Here is a 17,364-nt window from a genome sequence, read left to right as displayed (position 1 = left end):
TGCCTCCCGCCGCGACCGCGATGGCGTCAAACGCGAGTCACGGGCGTCGCGGCCCCAAGCTGTTTTTGTCCCCAAAGGTGAGCGCCGACGCGGTTCGCTTGCCGCCGCCCACGAAGCAAAGACGGGCGAAAGCCTAAGCGGCGTCGCGAACCTTCTCGATGCGCGACCGGATCGCCTCGACCATCGTCTCGCGGATAACAGTCTCGCCATGCGTCTCGCGCATATGCTCGACGGCGCGGCGCATCACTTCGGCTTCCTCGTCGGCACGGGTGTGCCAGTCACAGCCGGGAACGAGCGACCCGCAGTGGAATGCCTTCATCGGATTTCTCCTTTTCCTCCGGGGAGCCAATCGAGGCTCCGCCATTTTTTTGGCTCACGGTCCATTCCAGATTTGAATTCCCGGACGTGAGCGGGGCGAAGACTATAACACGGGAGGAGCGGTCTGGTTGCATCAAAGCATCGTGCACCGCCCGCTCAGCCGCCAATTCCAGACCGAATTGCCCTGGCTGATGTTACGGCCAGCGGACCTCCGGCGGCAGGCTGGACAGGATCGACGCGACATTGCCGCCGGTCTTCAGGCCGAAAATGGTGCCGCGATCGTGCAGCAGGTTGAATTCGACGTAGCGGCCACGGCGGATGAGTTGTTCGTCGCGGTCGCCGTCGGTCCAGTTCTCGTTGAAGTTGGCGCGCACGAGATGGCCGTAGACGACGAGGAAGGAGCGCCCGACATCCTGGACGAAGTTGAAGTCGGCATTCCAGCCGCCTTTGTCCTCACCCGAATGCAGCCAGTCGAAGAAGATGCCGCCGGTGCCGCGCGGCTCGTTGCGGTGCGACAGATAGAAGTATTCGTCGCACCAGGCCTTGAATTTTGGGTAGTCGGCAACGTCAGCGTTCTTCTCGCAAGCGAACTGCATGGCACGGTGGAAAGCGACAGTATCCGGATCCTCCTGGGTGCGGCGGCGGTCGAGCACCGGCGTCAGATCGGCGCCGCCACCGAACCATTGCCTGGAGGTGACGACCATGCGCGTGTTCATGTGCACGGCAGGAACGTTGGGATTCCAGGGGTGCGCGATCAGCGAAATGCCGGAAGCCCAGAAGCGCGGGTCTTCCTCGGCGCCGGGCATCTGCTTCCTGAATTCGGGCGAGAACTCGCCATAGACGGTCGAGGTGTGGACGCCGACCTTCTCGAAGACGCGGCCATGCATCATCGACATGGTGCCGCCACCGCCCTTGCCCTGGTCCCGCTCCCACGGCGTCTTTTCGAACCGGCCCGGCGACCATGAGGCGAGCGGGCCCTGGAGATCCTGCTCGATCTGCTCGAAGGCGCCGCAGATGCGTTCGCGCAGCGCCTCGAACCACAGGCGTGCCTTCATCTTCTTCTCTTCGATGTCGGCGGGCAAGCCAGCTTGTATTTCAGGTCGTTCCAAAGCGCCGTCTCCGGTTGCGGGGCGGTGAGTCGACAAAAGACTCGTCTTTTCCGGGCGCGATCCCTAATCTCTTAAGAGACAGGGTCAAGTCACTTTGGTTTTGCGCATGATCCTTTCCGAAATCCGGTTTCGGGGTCATGCGCTGCTGTGCAAGGAGTTGTTTCGTGCGCACGCCGGCAAGACCGCCGCTGGATGGCCTGAAGAAAAGGCTCGACCAAAGTCGTGCCGAACGCGCACGCATGCCGCGCGACGGTTTTTTGCGCGAAACCTTCGTGCTGCCGCGCTCCGATGCGCGGCTCAAGGCCAAGGAATGGTTCGAGCGCTTTCCCAAGCAGGCCTACTGGACCGAGATCGAAAGCTGGTTCGAGCGGCCGGGCGATTTGATCGAGTTCACCATCAGGCGGTTGCCGGTGGCGGATTAGGATTTCCTCGCCCCGTTTACGGGGAGAGAATGCCGGCAGGCAGGTTAGGGGCAGCGCCAACCTTCGTATGCTGGCGCTGCCCCTCATCCGCCTTTCAGGCACCTTCTCCCCGTGAACGGGGAGAAGGAAGAACCAGCCTCCGCGCGCCGGTGCCTTCCCTTGCCAACCGGTCGCCCTTGTTCCGCAGCGGGCATTTGTCGATCGACATGCAGCCGCAGCCGATGCAGTCGGTGAGCCCGTCGCGCAGTTTCTTCAACTGGGCGATCTTTTGGTCGAGCCCGTCGCGCCAGGCGGTCGACAAAAGGTTCCAGTCGTCGCGCGTCGGCGTGCGGCCCTCGGGCAGTGATGCCAGTGCCTCGCCGATCTCGGCCAGCGAGATGCCGACCTCCTGTGCAACCTTGATGATCGCCACCCGCCGCAGCACGTCGCGGCCGTAGCGGCGCTGGTTACCTGACGTGCGGTGGCTGCGGATCAATCCGCGCGTCTCATAGAAATGCAGCGCCGACACCGCGACGCCACTGCGCATGGCCACCTGACCGACCGTCAATTCCGTTACTGGAGCCATGTCCCATTTTCCGCTTGACCTCAAGTTAAGTTGAGCTTGTAGCGAAGAAATGTTGATTGGGCAAATGACAGGAGAAGGCGATGTGCGCCTGGGTGAGATTGACGGAAAACGGAGTTGCCGGCGAAACGCTAGCCGAGCTGCCGGACGGCTTCGCCCGCCACCATGGCGACGGACAGCGCGACATTGATGCTGCGCGCGGCACCTTGCATCGGGATGGTCAGCCGCGCATCCGCCGCCTGATGGACCGCATCCGGCACGCCTGCGGATTCGCGGCCGAACAGCAGGATGTCGCCGTCCGCGAAGCTGAAGCTGGTGTAGGGGATCGTCGCTTTGGTCGACAGAAGCACCAGCCGGCGCCCGTCTTGCTTGCGCCAGTCCTCGAAGGCGTTCCAGTCAATGTGCCGGGTCAGAGCAGCCATTTCGAGGTAGTCCATGCCGGCGCGCTTGAGCGCCTTGTCGGAGAGCGGAAAGCCGGCCGGCTCTATGATATCGACGCCAAGTCCGAGGCACGCGGCGAAGCGCAGGATTGTCCCGGTATTGCCGGCAATGTCCGGCTGGTAGAGCGCGATGCGGAGACGACAGTTCATTTCCGCGTCCTTCTAATAAGTGGCAGATCGGCAACAGCGGGGTCGTGGTTTTGGAAATTGCGGGACCTGCGGGTGGCCATTTTTTTCGAAGTCGGGTATACGGCCAGCATTGTCAACCCGAACCGATGGAGGGGAAACTCATGATGACCATGCACATCCAGCGCCCCTCTCGTGGGCTTACCTGCCTGCCGGCGGTTTCGGTGCGACAATTCTCCTGACTCTCTAAGACTTGATCGCACCGATTCCCGCCGAAACGATTTTTCGGCTCTCGAAGGAATCCTGCGATGTTTTTCAAAAAGTCAAAAGGGCTGAACGCCCGAACTGAGCATGTCCCGACCGACACTTGTCGTGTCCAGACAGACGCAATCCATCCCTCCGGCCGAATGCCGGCGGACGATGTTGCTTCGCCTTTTCATCTCTATTTTCATACGGAGGACGGACCGATGTTCGATCCCAGAATACCTGGCTCGAGGAGCCTGCATATCCACCGACTGCCGACCTGGGCGCTGCTGATCGGCGACACCTATTCGTCGGCGGTCCATGCCGAAGTCCGCCGTCGGCCGCATCGCGGCATGCTGCCGGATGTCGATTTTTCGCGCGCAGTCCCCGACCCGAGCCGGCCTTCGCTGGTGCGCCGGATCATCCGGCTGATCCGGCCGGGTGCGAAAATCCGGCTTGTCGACACCGCACCGTCAGGATCGACAAACGAGTCTGTCGGCGAAAAGCCCGCGAGCCCCTATATTGCGCGAAGCAGGGCCGACGGTCCGGATGATTCCGGACCGTCGGCCCTCGGCGCCACACGGCCCGGGAGCTTCGTACGTGGCCAAGCCGCGTAAGCGGAAAACAGATTTCACAGGCATGACCCATGTTGTTGTTTAGCTGGTTTGAAAGAAGGCTTGATCCGTTCCCGGCAGCGGAACCGGTCGAGCCGCCCAAGACGCTGGTCGCCTTCTGCCTGCATTACACGCGCGGCGCATGGCCCTATATCCTTGTCGATGCGGTGCTGGTGACGGCGATCGCCATCGCGGAAGTGTGGATGTTCGGCTTCCTCGGCCGCATCGTCGACTGGCTGTCGGCACAGAACCGCGAGACCTTCCTGCAGACGGAAGGCTGGAAGCTCGCCGCGATGGCCTTCATCGTGCTGTTCGCGCTGCCGGGCACGGTGTGGCTGCATTCGCTGCTCAACCAGCAGACGCTGATGGGCAACTATCCCATGCGTATCCGCTGGCAGGTGCACCGCTATCTGCTCAAGCAGTCGATGAGCTTCTACCAGGACGAGTTCGCCGGCCGCATCGCCACCAAGCTGATGCAGACCGCACTCGCCGTGCGCGAATGCGTCATCAAGGTGATCGACGTCCTGAACTACGTCATCGTCTATTTCCTCGGCATGCTGTGGATCGTCGGCTCCGCTGACTGGCGGCTGGCGGCGCCGCTCGGCGTCTGGCTGGTCGGCTACATCCTGTTGCTGCGCTATTTCATCCCGCGTCTGGGCAAGGTCGGCGAGGAGCAGGCCAATGCGCGCTCGGTCATGACCGGCCGCGTCGTCGACAGCTACTCCAACATCCAGACGGTCAAGCTGTTCAGTCATGCCAAGCGCGAGGCCACCTTCGCGAGGGAAGGCATGACGGGCTTCCTCGACACGGTCTATCGGTCGATGCGGCTGGTGACGGTGCTTTTCGGTTCGCTCTACATCCTGAACGCGCTTCTGTTGTTCTCGGTCACCGCCATCTCGCTGTGGCTGTGGATGGGGCAAGTGGTGACGATCGGCGCGGTTGCCGTGGTCATCGGCCTGGTGCTCAGAATGTGGGGCATGTCGCAATGGATCATGTGGGAAATGTCGGGCCTGTTCGAGAATATCGGCACGGTGCAGGACGGAATTGCTTCGATTTCGCTGCCGCGCCTGGTCGAGGACAGGCCGGATGCGAAGGAGATCAGCGTTGCCAAGGGTGAGATCCGCTTCGAGGACATCCGCTTCCACTACGGCAAGCAGAAGGGCGTCATCGAAAACCTGTCGCTCGCGGTGAAGCCGGGCGAGAAGGTCGGCATTGTCGGCCGCTCGGGCGCCGGCAAGTCGACGCTGGTCAATCTGCTGCTGCGCTTCTACGATTTGGAGAGCGGCCGGATCCTGATCGACGGCCAGGAGATTGCCGGTGTGAAGCAGGATTCGCTGCGGGCCCAGATCGGCATGGTCACGCAGGACACCTCGCTGCTGCATCGTTCGGTGCGTGAGAACATCCTCTATGGCCGACCGGACGCTACTGAAGAGATGCTTGTCGAGGCGGCGCGGCGCGCTGAGGCACTGGACTTCATCAGTGGGCTTTCTGACCACAAGGACCGCAAGGGTTTCGATGCCTATGTCGGTGACCGCGGCGTCAAATTGTCCGGCGGCCAGCGGCAACGCATCGCCATTGCTCGCGTTATGTTGAAGGACGCACCGATACTTATCCTTGACGAGGCGACGTCGGCGCTGGATTCCGAGGCGGAAGCGGCCATCCAGGAGAACCTCTACAAACTCATGCAGGGCAAGACCGTCATCGCCATCGCCCACCGGCTGTCGACCATCGCAGCGATGGACAGGCTTGTGGTCATGGACCAGGGTCGGGTCATCGAGGAAGGTTCGCACGAGGACCTGGTCGCCAAGGGCGGGCTCTACGCGCAGCTCTGGCAGCGCCAGTCGGGCGGGTTCCTGCTCGAGGACATCCCGGCCGAAATCGCCAACGACGCAATAGCAAAGGGGCAAGCCGCAGAATGATGGCCGCCGCATGATGACAGCCATCTATCGCTGGTTCGAGAACTGGGTCTATCCGTTCAGGGAGCCGGCGAATCTTCGGCCACCGTCGAGCGTCGGCGGATTTCTCTGGCACTATGTCGGCCAGGCGAAGTTCGCCTTTTTCGCCATGCTGGTCATCGGCGGCATCGCGCCGCTGGTCGAGGCCGGCCTGTTCTATTTCGTCGGGCGGCTGGTCGACATTCTCGACCAGCTTCCCAGCGAACGCAGCTGGCATGCGCTGTGGACCGCCGCCGGCCCGGAGCTGGTGTTCATGATCGCGGTGGTGCTGGTCATCCGCACCATCGTCGTCGGCCTGTCGGCGCTGGTCGACGAGCAGACGATCACGCCCGGCTTCTACAATCTGGTGCGCTGGCAGGCGCACCGGCACGTATCGCGCCAGTCCTATGCCTTCTTCCAGAACGATTTCGCCGGCCGCATCGCGACAAAAGTCTGGCAGGCGGGGCAGGCGACCGGCGACCTGATGGAAAGCTTCATCGAAGTCATCTGGTTCATGCTTATCTACACGGTGACGACACTGGCGTTGGTCGCCAGCCTTGACTGGCGGCTGGCGGCGCTGGTGGTGATCTGGATCGCGGCCTTCGGCTTGCTGGCAAAACTCTATCTGCCGGCGATCCGCAAGCATGCGGAGGCCACGGCCGAAGCAGGCTCGATGATCAATGGCCGCATCGTCGATTCCTATTCCAACGTGCAGACGCTGAAGCTGTTCTCGGCCGATGGCGACGACCATTACATCCGCAACGGCTTCGACATCTATCTCGACGCGCTGCGGCCCTTCACCCGCCGGCTCACCGGCGTGCGCATGGCGCTGACGACGCTGTCGGGCATCGTGATCACGGCGATCGGCTGTTTTGCCGTCTATCTCTGGGTGGAGGGCTCGATCACCGTCGGCGCGGTCGCCTTCACGCTGTCGCTGGTGCTGCGGCTCAACATGCTGCTTGGCCGAGTGATGATGCAGCTCAACGGCATTCTTCGGAACCTTGGCGTGCTGGAGAACTCCAAGGCGCTGATCTCGCAGCCGCTCGGGCTCATCGACGCGCCCGATGCCAGGGAGCTTGTCGTTGCCGGCGGGCGCATCGACGTGAAAAATGTCGAGTTCCACTACGGCAAGGGGTTCGGCGTGCTGAACGGCATCGACCTCGTCGTCAAGCCGGGCGAGAAGGTCGGGCTGGTCGGGCCATCGGGCGCGGGCAAGACGACGCTCGCCAATCTGATCCTGCGCCTTTACGACCTCGAGAGCGGCAAGATCCTGATCGACGGGCAGGATGTCGCCGATGTCAAGCAGAATTCGCTGCGCGCCAATATCGGCGTCGTCAGCCAGGACACTGCCCTGTTCCACCGTTCGCTGCGCGACAACATCAAGCTCGGCATGCCAGACGCGACCGATGCGGAGGTCATCGCGGCGGCTAGGAAGGCCGAGGCGCACGAGTTCATCCTGGGCCTGCGTGATAACCGGGATCGTGCCGGCTACGAAGCCTTTGTCGGCGAGCGCGGCGTGAAACTGTCGGGCGGCCAGCGCCAGCGCGTGGCGATCGCGCGTGTCTTCCTCAAGGACGCGCCGATCCTGATCCTCGACGAGGCAACCTCGGCGCTCGATTCCGACATCGAGGCGGCGATCCAGGAAAACCTCACCCGGCTGATGGAGAACAAGACGGTCATCGCCATCGCCCACCGGTTGTCGACGATAGCCGCACTCGACCGCCTTGTCGTGCTGGACGGCGGGCGCATCGTCGAGCAAGGCACGCATGACGAACTGGTGGCGCTCGACGGGCTTTATGCGCGGCTGTGGAAGCGACAGTCCGGCGGCTTCCTCTACCACGAGGAAAGCGTGCTCGAAGAGACGCGGCCGGCGGAGTAGGCGCATGGGATCGCCAAAGACCAGTCCAGAGATCGGTTATGGGCTCAGGCGGCTCCGGCCAACCACGCCGGCCTTCGACAGGCTGAAGGACGAGAGCCGGCTGGAAGGCTACTGGATGCTGGTGCGCCTGGCGGATGGCTGGTCAGGTGGCCGCAACAAGTTCCGGAAGCGGGGCGAGGCGCTTTACGGGTCATGGCATGGCCGGGACCTCGCCGGTGTCTGCGGGCTGAACATCGATCCTTATTTCGAGGGCAGGGAGCAGGGCCGGGTCCGGCACCTGTTCGTCAGCGCGCCTCACCGCCGTGCCGGCCTTGGCCGCATGCTGGTCGAGACCGTCATCGATCGGGCTCGCCAGTATTTCACCGTGTTGAACACCCGCGCGCCGCCGGAAGCCTTCGGCTTCTATGAAAGGCTTGGCTTTCAGCCCGTGGCAGGCGAAGAATTCGTCACCCATCGCATGGTGTTCGGGAAGGGGAACTGAAATGTCCTTGCGTCCGCCATCTCAACTTACCGGCTCTTCGGCCGCTGAAGCGGCCTTCGACGCGCTTGGCCATGAAATCCTCGCCGAGAAGGCGGCGGCACTCGGCCGGGCCGGCCAAAAGGTCCAGGAAACGCTGGCTCGGCTAAGCGACAATGCAGACGAGGAACTGCGTCCCCGGTTTCTCAAGGAGGCTGCCGCGGCCGTGCACGCCTATTTCATCCAGCGCGAACTTTGCGGCCTGCGCAGGCACGAGGCCGTCATCCGCGAGTATGGCATACCCAAGGCGGTGCTTGTCCGGTTGGGAGCGATGTAAGGATCACTCGAGCCATTCGGTGATGAACTTGCCGTTCTCGTGAATGTCAGTGGTTTCCAGTGGACCCGGACCGAGATTGGTGAATTTGTGCGGCGTGTTGGGCGGCACGATGACGATCTGGCCGGCGGAAGCCTCGATTTCCTTATCGCCGACGGTGAACAGGCCGGTACCCTGGCGGATGATGAAGATCTCTGTGTAGGGATGGGAGTGCAGCCGCGGGCCGCCGCCTTCATCAGGCAAGTAGTTGAAGATCAGGCAGGAGTTGGAGCCGAAGGCACCGCATTGCAACTCGCCCTTCCAGTGGTCGGAGCGAACTGCCCATTCCTCACGGTCTATGACGTGTGCCATGCCTGGGAAGATAGATCACACCAACGCCCTCTGTCGAGGCAAGCCAGAACCTCGGATTTTGCTGATATTTCCCGGTTGTTTAGCCGCCTTTTGCGGCCATTCGCCGTCCCGCCGGGCAATAGGGGATTTTGTCCCCGCGACAATCTGCCCTTGTGCCTTCACCCGTCTGGACAAAAACGGGCTTCACGCATAAACCGAAGTCCAAATGCCGGAGGAATTCGCTAGCCTGTTCGCCATGCGCTGTCGGGTTGGCGTGATTGAGCGGGGAACAAGGCTCGGCCACCGGCGCGGAAGAGGCGAAAGGATCAGGCACCCGTGAGCGCAACCGACATCCACGATCCCAATCGTCGAGATTTTCTTTATGTCGCCACGGGCATGGCCGCCGTTGTCGGCGCCGGTGCCTTCGCCTGGCCGTTCATCGACCAGATGCGCCCTGATGCCTCGACGCTGGCACTCGCTTCTGTTGAAGTCGATGTCGCTTCGCTGACGCCTGGTAGTTCGCTGATCGTCAAATGGCGCGGCAAGCCGGTCGTGGTGCGCAACCGCACCGAAAAGGAAATGAAGGACGGCGAGGCCGTCAGCCTCTCCGATCTCAAGGATCCGATCGCTCGCAACGCCAATTTGCCGGCCGATGCGCCGGCGACCGACGCCAACCGCACCACGCCCGGCAAGGAAGCCTGGATGGTGATGGTTCAGGTCTGCACGCATCTGGGCTGCATTCCGCTCGGCCAGGAAGGCGATTTCGGCGGCTGGTTCTGCCCGTGCCATGGTTCGCAATACGACACCGCCGGCCGCATCCGCAAAGGCCCGGCACCTGAGAATATGGCTGTGCCGGTATTCAAATTCATTTCCGATACCAAGATCCTTATCGGTTGAGGCAGGGGGATATTTCGATGAGCGAGGGACACTCGACCTATACGCCCAAAACCGGTATCGAACGCTGGTTCGACGCCCGCATGCCGCTGCCCAGGATGGTCTATGACAGCTTCATCGCCTATCCGGTGCCGCGCAACCTGAACTACATGTGGACCTTCGGCGGCATCCTGGCGATCATGCTGGTGGCGCAGATCCTGACCGGCATCGTGCTGGCCATGCACTACACGTCCGACACCAATCTCGCCTTCGGTTCGGTCGAGAAGATCATGCGTGACGTTAATTCCGGCTGGCTGTTGCGCTACATGCATGCCAACGGCGCCTCGTTCTTCTTCATCGCCGTCTATCTCCACATCTTCCGTGGCCTCTATTACGGCTCCTACAAGGCGCCGCGCGAGCTGCTCTGGATACTCGGCTGCATCATCTACCTGCTGATGATGGCGACCGGCTTCATGGGCTACGTGCTGCCATGGGGGCAGATGAGCTTCTGGGGCGCCACCGTTATCACCGGCTTCTTCAGTGCCATTCCGCTGGTCGGCAACTGGATCCAGCAGCTGCTGCTCGGCGGCTTCTCCGTCGACGACCCGACGCTGAACCGCTTCTTCGCGCTGCACTATCTGCTGCCGTTCATGATCGCTGGCGTCGTCGTGCTGCACGTCTGGGCGCTGCATGTCGTCGGCCAGTCGAACCCGACCGGCATCGAGGTGAAGTCGAAGACCGACACCGTCGCCTTCACCCCCTACGCGACCATCAAGGACGCGTTCGGCATGATCGTGTTCCTGTTCATCTTCGCCTATTTCATCTTCTTCCTGCCGAATTATCTCGGCCATCCCGACAATTACATCGTCGCCAACCCGCTGAAGACGCCGGCCCACATCGTGCCGGAATGGTACTTCCTGCCGTTCTACGCGATCCTGCGCGCCATCACCTTCAACATCGGGCCGATCAACTCCAAGCTCGGCGGCGTGCTGTGCATGTTCGGCGCCATCGTCATGCTGTTCCTGGTGCCGTGGCTCGACACCTCCAAGGTGCGCTCGGCGGTCTACCGGCCCTGGTACAAGCTGTTCTTCTGGCTGTTCGTGGCCGACGCCATCCTGCTTGGCTGGCTGGGCTCGCAGCCGGCGGAAGGCGGCGGTCTGTTGACCCTCCTGATAGGTGAGTTTGCGGGCAACTACGTTGGCTACGCTCAAGCGGCGACGCTGTTCTATTTCGCCTTCTTCCTGATCGCGCTGCCGGTGCTTGGCCTCATCGAGACGCCGCGCAGGCTGCCGAACTCGATCACCGAGGCGGTGCTCGAAAAGAACAAGGGCGGCAGCGGGCATCCGGCGGGCGCCACGGCCGCGCCAGAGACCAAGGGCTGAGCGGTAGAGAATCTAAGGGGATTTGGCATGAAGAAGATTCTCACCTCGCTGGCGCTGATCGGCCTTGTGGCCGCCGGCACTGCGGCCTTCGCCGCCGAAGAGGCGCACAATGCGGCAGCGCCGACGCATTTCCCGATCAATGAACCGAAGGAGATGAGCTGGAGCTTCACAGGTCCGATCGGTACCTATGACAAGGGCCAGCTGCAGCGCGGCCTGAAGGTCTACAAGGAAGTCTGCTCGGCCTGCCATTCGATGAATCTGGTGGCGTTCCGGACACTCGCGGGCCCAACGGGGCTTGGTTATTCGGATGCGCAGATCAAGTCCTTGGCAGCGACCTACACCATCCATGACGGCCCCAACGATGCCGGCGAGATGTTCGACCGTCCCGGCAAGCCATCGGACTATTTCCCGGCGCCGTTCGCCAATGTAGAGGCCGCCGCGGCCGCCAATGGCGGCGCGGCCCCTCCCGACATGTCGCTGCTGGCCAAGGCGCGCGGCGTCGAGCGCGGCTTTCCGCAGTTCGTCTTCGACATTTTCACCCAGTATGATGCCGGCGGCCCCGACTACATTCATTCGCTGCTGACCGGCTACGACCAGACGCCGCCTGCCGGCATGGTCATCCCCGAAGGCACACACTACAACCCGTACTTCATGTCGGGCGTGTCGCTGAAAATGCCCAAGCCGCTCTCCGACGGCCAGGTGACCTATGATGACGGCGCACCGCAGACGGTCGACCAATATTCCCGCGACATATCCGCCTTCCTGATGTGGGCGGCCGAGCCGCACATGGAAGCCCGCAAGCATACCGGCATCAACGTGCTGTTTTTCCTGCTTGTGTTCGGTGCGCTGGTCTACCTCGTCAAGCGCAAGGTGTGGGAAGGCGTGGCGCACTAAATCGCGCCAAAGCTACACAGGACTACGAAAGGGCGCCTCGAGGCGCCCTTTCGCGTTTCGGAGGCGGTCCCGTCACATGGCCGTCATCGCCCATGGTGATCCTGCGTCATTGCCACCAAAGGATCGCACCCATGAAGAAATACGCATCGCTGACGGCTGGTCTGCTGCTGCTGATCATCGGCTCGGCCGCCCAGGCCGAAGACGCAAAACCCTTCGTCACCAACAAGGATATCGACCTGACGATGATTCTGCCGCCACCGCCGGCGAACGATTCGGCGCAGACCAAGGCCGAACTCGGCGAGGTGCTGACGCTGCAAGTAACGCGCACGCCCGAGATGGTGGCCAGTGCTGTTGCCGATGCGGAGGAGAATGTCTGGCGCTTCGCCAACGTCATGGGGCCAAATTTCAACAAGGATAAGCTGCCGAAGTTCAGCGCCTTCTTCGATCGCGTCGTTGAGACCGAAGGCGCTGTCGTCGATCCGGCCAAGGATGTCTGGAAGCGCCCGCGTCCGCACCAGCTCAGCGACCTTGTCAAGCCGGCTGTCAAGCTGTCGAGCTCCGGCTCCTGGCCGTCCGGCCACGCCACCGTCGGCACCATGATGGGCATCATCCTAGCCGACATGGTTCCGGAGAAGCGCGCCGAGATCATGGCGCGCGCGGCCGAATACGCCCACAACCGTGAGGTCGGCGGTATCCACTATGCATCCGACGTCGAGATGGGCAAGATTTCCGGCAGCGTCATTGCCGCGATCCTGCTCAACCGGGACGACTTCAAGGCCGAATACGAAGTGGCCAAGGCCGAGCTTCGTTCCGACCTCGGCATGTAAGTCTTCGTCAAAAGTCGGCTTCGACGAAAGGGGCGCCTCAGGCGCCTCTTTGCTGTTCACGGCCATGTTCTGCCGGAGCTCAAAAATTAGTCCGTTGGCATGGCGGCATCCGATTGATATTCGAAGCATCAAACGGCGACGCATGGCTTCTCCCGCCTGGCCTTGGAAAACGACGATGCGGCTCAGCGACTGTCATAACTATTCCGATTTCCGGCGCATGGCGCAGCAAAGGCTGCCGGGGCCGATCTTCGACTACATCGATGGAGCGGCCGACGACGAGGTCACCTGTCGCCGCAACACCGAAAGCTTCGAGACCTGCGACCTTGTTCCCAACGTGCTGCGCGGGGTGAGCGAGATCGACATGTCGGTGACGGTGATGGGGCAGAAGCTGGCGATGCCCGTCTACTGCTCGCCGACCGCGTTGCAGCGGCTTTTCCATCATCAGGGCGAGCGGGCGGTCGCCAGAGCGGCGGCCAAATACGGCACCATGTTCGGTGTCTCTTCGCTTGGCACCGTCAGCCTCGAGGAGGCGCGCAGGATCAGCGCCAGTCCGCAGGTCTATCAGTTCTATTTCCACCGGGATCGCGGTCTCAACCGGGCGATGATGCAGCGGGCGAAGCAAGTTGGCGTCGAGGTGATGATGCTGACCGTCGACAGCATCACCGGAGGAAACCGCGAGCGCGACAAGCGCACCGGCTTTGCCATCCCCTTCAAGCTCAACCTGGCGGGGATGGCGCAGTTCGCGCTCAAGCCGGCCTGGGCGATCAACTATTTCACGCACGAAGGATTCAAGCTGCCGCAGCTCGACGAGCATGTCGACATGGGCGGCGGCACAATGTCGATCAGCCGCTATTTCACCGAAATGCTTGATCCGTCGATGAATTGGGACGACGTCGCCGAGATGGTCGGGCAGTGGTCGGGGCCGTTCTGCCTCAAGGGCATCATGTCGGTGGAGGACGCCAAACGCGCAGCCGATATCGGCTGCAGCGGCATTGTGCTGTCGAACCATGCAGGCCGGCAGCTGGACGGCTCGCGGGCGGCATTCGACCAGTTGGCCGAGATCGTCGATGCCGTCGGCGACCGGATCGACGTCATCATGGATGGCGGCGTGCAGCGCGGCACACATGTGCTGAAGGCCCTCTCGCTCGGCGCCAAGGCGGTCGGCATTGGCCGTTACTATCTGTTCCCGCTGGCGGCGGCCGGCCAGCCGGGCGTCGAAAGGGCGCTCGAACAGATGCGGGTCGAGATCGAACGCGGCATGAGACTGATGGGCTGCGGTTCGATCGGACAATTGTCTCGCGAGAATCTGCGCTTCCGGTAACCAGCAGAGCAGGAGCAAGCCGTGGCGAGACAGCATCGGCGCGGAAGATAGCCGCGCCGGCCAGGCCAATCCTTTGCCGGATGCGCTTGTCTCGGGCGTCACATCGCGCTAGCCGTTGTCGGTCGCGTCGGGTTTGGTCCCTGCGCCGTTCGCACTTGCCAGCTGGATCATCTGGAGCCGCCTCATGAAACCTTCGCTCGAAGACACGCTGCTGGCCGCGATCCGCACCATTCCGGACTATCCGAAGCCCGGCATCCTGTTTCGCGACATCACCACGCTGCTCGGCAATGCGCGCGCCTTCCGCCGCGCCATCGACGAGCTGGTGCATCCCTATGCCGGGCAGAAGGTCGACAAGATCGCCGGCATCGAGGCGCGCGGCTTCATCCTCGGTGGCGCCGTCGCCCATCAGCTCTCGGCTGGCTTCGTGCCGATCCGCAAGAAGGGCAAGCTGCCCTTCGAGACCGTGCGCGTCGCCTACAGCCTGGAATACGGGCTGGACGAGATGGAGATGCACAAGGACGGCATTGCCCCTGGTGAGAAGGTGATCCTGGTCGACGACCTGATCGCCACTGGCGGCACGGCGGAAGCGGCGGTCAAGCTGCTGCGCCAGATCGGCGCCGATATACTGGCGGCCTGTTTCGTCATCGACCTGCCGGATCTCGGTGGGCGCGCCAAGCTCGAGGCGCTGGGTGTTCCGGTGCGGACACTGATCGGGTTTGAGGGGCATTGAGGCGCATTTTTTCTTCTCCCCTTGTGGGAGAAGGTGGATCGGCGCGCAGCGCCGAGACGGATGAGGGGTGGGTGACAGATCGCGGTCGATGCCAAGCTGGAGCACCCCTCATCCGACCTCGCTTCGCGAGGCCACCTTCTCCCACAAGGGGAGAAGGGAAGAACCGCTGCTACTCTGTCTTCACCAGCACGGCGCTCTCGAACTCCAGCACCTTGTCGCCGGTCGCGGCGAAAGCCTCGCAGCGCAGCGCCAGCAGCCGCCAGCCGGGGCGCGATGAGATTGGGCGGTGGGAGACCGCTGTGCGTGTGAAGGTGACGGTCTCGCCGGCATAGACGGGCTTCAGCCATTTCAGGTTCTTGAAGCCGGGCGAGGGGCCGAATTCGGGCATCGGTCCGGGGCCGTTCCAGTTGGCGCCCTCGGCGTCCATGCGGGCTTCGAGGTTGAGTTTCATCCAGGTGGCGGCGGTGTGCCAGCCGGAGGCGCAGAGCCCGCCGAGCACGCTCTTCTTGGCGGCCTCCTCGTCGATATGGAAGATCTGCGGGTCATATTTGCGAGCAAAGGCCTTGATCGCCTCGGGCTCGAATGTGTGCGAGCCCAGCGTCACCGTGGTGCCGATGCAGAAGAATTCATCCAGGGTCATGCGGCATTCCCCGCGCCATCGCGCGTCAGGAACATGACGGAATTCTCAAGCTCGAAGACGCCTTCGCCACGCTGGTTGACCAGTTCGCTGCGCATGGTGACGAAGCCGAGTTGCGGCTTCGATTTCGACAGGCGCTTGGCCAGGACAACCAGGTTGCCTCTGAGCGTATCGCCGGCCAGGACCGGTTTCTTCCACTTGACCTGATCGACGCCGGGCGCGCCCTGGCAGGTGGAGTCCAGCAGGAAGGCATCGCACAGCATGCGCATGAATATGGCGCAGGTGTGCCAGCCCGAAGCCGACAGGCCGCCCAGGATGCTGGCCTTGCCGGCCTCCTCGTCGAGATGCATCGGCTGGGCGTCGAATTCGCTGGCGAACTCGACGATCTCGGCCGCGCTCACCTCTTTTGCGCCGAGGTCGAACGAGGCGCCCTCGACGAAATCCTCATAGGCCCATGTCTTTGCGCTCATGGTCTGGCATCCCTGCAGAATGCGCGATCCGTATGGATCGGCGAACCCGGATGCAGGCAGCGCGCGATTTGGTCAAGTCCTTTCTGGTGAGCCAGCCTGAGGCAGCCGGCACCGGCGGCAGCGGTCAGAGCCAGCCGCGGCGGCGGAAATACCAGAAGGGCAGGATCGCCGACAGGATCATCAGGCCGATGGCAAAGGGATAGCCGAGCTGCCATTTCAGCTCCGGAATGATGTCGAAATTCATGCCGTAGATCGAGGCGACCAGCGTCGGCGGCAGGAAGATGACGGCGGCGACCGAGAAGATCTTGATGATGGCGTTCTGCTCGATCGAGATCATGCCGAGCGTGGCGTCGAGCAGGAAGGAGATCTTCTGCGACAGGAAGGTGGCGTGGTCGGCGAGCGACAGCACGTCGCGCGACAAGGTCTTGATGCGGGCGCGGACGTCCTTGCTCATCTTGGTCTGGGTGGCGACATGGGCGAGGAAGCCGGCCAGGCGCTGCAAGGAGATCAGGCTGTCGCGGACGGACGAGGCGATGTCTTCCTTGCGGCCGATGGCTTTCAGCAGCTCCTGGAAGTCGCGGTTGCGCTTCGACACCTTGGTCGAGCGTGCCTCGAAAATGTCGCGCGATATCGCCTCGATGTCGCGGCCGGCGCGCTCGAGGATGTCGGCGAGACGGTCGACGATCGCTTCCAGCAGGCCGATCAGGATGGTGTCGCCGCTGGTGCAGCCGGTCGCCACCTTCTCGGCGCGCAGCGGGAAGGTCTTGAACGCCTTCGGTTCATGATAGCGGATGGTGATCAGCCTTTTGCCGGCGAGCGCGAAGGTGACCGGCGACATCAAGGGATCATCGACTTCGGTCTGGGCGGGCAAAGTGGCGGTCATGAAGTAGGCGCCGTCCTCGATGTAGAGACGGCTCGAAATCTCGATCTCCTCCATCTCTTCGCGGGTCGGGATGGCGACGCCGAGCCAGCCTTCGATGGTGGCCTCTTCCTCCTTGGTCGGACTGACCAGGTCGGCCCAGACGACCCTGTCGCCATCGGCCAGCAGGTCGTCGACGACGCGCAGGCGATCATTGTCCACGACAAATGCCTTGATCATCGCCAGATCTCCCCTGCCAGATAAGGTTTGTTCAGATTGACGCTGGTGTCGGATTGCGCAGCGCTTCGTCGCATGCGTCGAGCGTGTGCCTGCCGCTTAGACCTGTGGGATGACAAAATCAAGACAAGCCCGGGTCGGGCGGGCCGGCATCGGCCGCTCAGAAAAACTCGTCGAGGAGCCGATACCCGGAAAGCTTGGCCGGCTCTGCTTGCGGTGGCCCGTAGCGTTCGAGAAAAGGCTCTATCCAGGTCTCGCCGATGTTATAGCGGATGTCACGCCGCCATACTGGCGTCATATGGCCTCACCTGAGAATGTCCCTCAGCGACATGTATCCGCCCCATAGACTAATTCCCAGAATTATGG

Annotated in this window: 21 protein-coding genes; 12 read left to right on the top strand and 9 right to left on the bottom strand. The window is 62.6% G+C overall.

Annotated elements, in window-relative coordinates; genetic code table 11:
- Positions 1-133 precede the first annotated feature (133 nt).
- Positions 134-319, bottom strand: coding sequence for a DUF1059 domain-containing protein (locus AC1D05_RS23530; protein ID WP_095201919.1), 186 nt, complete (start codon positions 317-319; stop codon positions 134-136).
- Positions 320-512: 193 nt separating this feature from the next.
- Positions 513-1,427 (bottom strand): oxygen-dependent coproporphyrinogen oxidase, encoded by a 915-nt coding sequence (gene hemF / locus AC1D05_RS23525; protein ID WP_477444140.1) that lies wholly within the window; start codon positions 1,425-1,427, stop codon positions 513-515.
- Between the two features lie 164 nt (positions 1,428-1,591).
- Between hemF and AC1D05_RS23520 the strand changes: the two genes are divergently transcribed.
- On the top strand, positions 1,592-1,849 hold the full coding sequence (locus AC1D05_RS23520; RefSeq protein WP_027030665.1) for a hypothetical protein: 258 nt from the start codon (positions 1,592-1,594) through the stop codon (positions 1,847-1,849).
- Positions 1,850-1,943: 94 nt separating this feature from the next.
- On the opposite strand, the gene soxR is transcribed toward AC1D05_RS23520, so the two are convergent.
- Positions 1,944-2,414, bottom strand: a complete 471-nt coding sequence (gene soxR / locus AC1D05_RS23515) for a redox-sensitive transcriptional activator SoxR (RefSeq protein WP_477444139.1) — start codon at positions 2,412-2,414, stop codon at positions 1,944-1,946.
- 128 nt (positions 2,415-2,542) lie between these two features.
- Positions 2,543-3,001 (bottom strand): tRNA (cytidine(34)-2'-O)-methyltransferase, encoded by a 459-nt coding sequence (locus AC1D05_RS23510; RefSeq protein WP_477444138.1) that lies wholly within the window; start codon positions 2,999-3,001, stop codon positions 2,543-2,545.
- 443 nt (positions 3,002-3,444) lie between these two features.
- Here AC1D05_RS23510 and AC1D05_RS23505 point away from each other — a divergent pair, with 443 nt between their 5' ends.
- From AC1D05_RS23505 to AC1D05_RS23485, 5 genes are read left to right on the top strand one after another with little or no spacing between them, the layout of a single operon-like run.
- Positions 3,445-3,837 carry a hypothetical protein gene (locus AC1D05_RS23505; RefSeq protein WP_477444137.1) on the top strand — a complete coding sequence of 131 codons (393 nt, stop codon included), beginning with the start codon at positions 3,445-3,447 and terminating at the stop codon, positions 3,835-3,837.
- A gap of 29 nt (positions 3,838-3,866) precedes the next feature.
- Positions 3,867-5,753 carry an ABC transporter ATP-binding protein gene (locus AC1D05_RS23500; RefSeq protein ID WP_477444136.1) on the top strand — a complete coding sequence of 629 codons (1,887 nt, stop codon included), beginning with the start codon at positions 3,867-3,869 and terminating at the stop codon, positions 5,751-5,753.
- A gap of 10 nt (positions 5,754-5,763) precedes the next feature.
- Positions 5,764-7,647, top strand: a complete 1,884-nt coding sequence (locus AC1D05_RS23495; protein ID WP_477444135.1) for an ABC transporter ATP-binding protein — start codon at positions 5,764-5,766, stop codon at positions 7,645-7,647.
- Between the two features lie 4 nt (positions 7,648-7,651).
- Positions 7,652-8,128: a GNAT family N-acetyltransferase gene (locus tag AC1D05_RS23490; RefSeq protein WP_477444134.1), complete on the top strand. Its 477-nt coding sequence runs from the start codon at positions 7,652-7,654 to the stop codon at positions 8,126-8,128.
- Between the two features lies 1 nt (position 8,129).
- Positions 8,130-8,441, top strand: coding sequence for a DUF6665 family protein (locus tag AC1D05_RS23485; protein ID WP_477444133.1), 312 nt, complete (start codon positions 8,130-8,132; stop codon positions 8,439-8,441).
- 3 nt (positions 8,442-8,444) lie between these two features.
- On the opposite strand, the gene AC1D05_RS23480 is transcribed toward AC1D05_RS23485, so the two are convergent.
- Complete coding sequence (locus tag AC1D05_RS23480) at positions 8,445-8,789, bottom strand: cupin domain-containing protein (protein ID WP_477444132.1); 345 nt, start codon at positions 8,787-8,789, stop codon at positions 8,445-8,447.
- Positions 8,790-9,104: 315 nt separating this feature from the next.
- Here AC1D05_RS23480 and petA point away from each other — a divergent pair, with 315 nt between their 5' ends.
- From petA to AC1D05_RS23450, 6 genes are all read left to right on the top strand, one after another.
- A complete protein-coding gene (gene petA, locus AC1D05_RS23475; RefSeq protein ID WP_477444131.1) occupies positions 9,105-9,665 on the top strand; it encodes a ubiquinol-cytochrome c reductase iron-sulfur subunit in 561 nt (186 codons plus the stop codon).
- Positions 9,666-9,682: 17 nt separating this feature from the next.
- On the top strand, positions 9,683-11,023 hold the full coding sequence (locus AC1D05_RS23470; protein WP_477444130.1) for a cytochrome b: 1,341 nt from the start codon (positions 9,683-9,685) through the stop codon (positions 11,021-11,023).
- A gap of 27 nt (positions 11,024-11,050) precedes the next feature.
- Entirely contained in the window at positions 11,051-11,917 is an 867-nt protein-coding gene (locus tag AC1D05_RS23465; protein WP_477444129.1) for a cytochrome c1, read from the top strand.
- A gap of 131 nt (positions 11,918-12,048) precedes the next feature.
- Positions 12,049-12,744, top strand: coding sequence for an acid phosphatase (locus AC1D05_RS23460; protein ID WP_477444128.1), 696 nt, complete (start codon positions 12,049-12,051; stop codon positions 12,742-12,744).
- A gap of 175 nt (positions 12,745-12,919) precedes the next feature.
- Positions 12,920-14,065: an alpha-hydroxy acid oxidase gene (locus tag AC1D05_RS23455; protein WP_477444127.1), complete on the top strand. Its 1,146-nt coding sequence runs from the start codon at positions 12,920-12,922 to the stop codon at positions 14,063-14,065.
- A gap of 184 nt (positions 14,066-14,249) precedes the next feature.
- Positions 14,250-14,795, top strand: coding sequence for an adenine phosphoribosyltransferase (locus AC1D05_RS23450; RefSeq protein ID WP_477444126.1), 546 nt, complete (start codon positions 14,250-14,252; stop codon positions 14,793-14,795).
- 169 nt (positions 14,796-14,964) lie between these two features.
- On the opposite strand, the gene AC1D05_RS23445 is transcribed toward AC1D05_RS23450, so the two are convergent.
- The 4 genes from AC1D05_RS23445 to AC1D05_RS23430 all read right to left on the bottom strand — a co-directional run bounded on the left by AC1D05_RS23445 (position 14,965) and on the right by AC1D05_RS23430 (position 17,296).
- The gene (locus AC1D05_RS23445) at positions 14,965-15,435 is read right to left on the bottom strand and encodes a MaoC family dehydratase (protein WP_477444125.1); all 471 of its coding nucleotides are present in this window, start codon (positions 15,433-15,435) and stop codon (positions 14,965-14,967) included.
- Entirely contained in the window at positions 15,432-15,902 is a 471-nt protein-coding gene (locus AC1D05_RS23440) for a MaoC family dehydratase (RefSeq protein ID WP_477444124.1), read from the bottom strand. The genes AC1D05_RS23445 and AC1D05_RS23440 overlap by 4 nt, the downstream gene beginning before the upstream one ends.
- 124 nt (positions 15,903-16,026) lie before the next feature.
- Positions 16,027-17,001: a magnesium/cobalt transporter CorA gene (corA, locus tag AC1D05_RS23435; RefSeq protein ID WP_477444123.1), complete on the bottom strand. Its 975-nt coding sequence runs from the start codon at positions 16,999-17,001 to the stop codon at positions 16,027-16,029.
- A 157-nt stretch (positions 17,002-17,158) separates the two neighbouring features.
- Complete coding sequence (locus tag AC1D05_RS23430; RefSeq protein ID WP_477444122.1) at positions 17,159-17,296, bottom strand: hypothetical protein; 138 nt, start codon at positions 17,294-17,296, stop codon at positions 17,159-17,161.
- Between the last annotated feature and the right edge of the window lie 68 nt (positions 17,297-17,364).

The sequence above is a fragment of the Mesorhizobium sp. P2_E9 genome (assembly GCF_056403815.1).
Note: the sequence above shows the minus strand (reverse complement) of the source record. Positions and strands in the feature narration are given on the sequence as shown.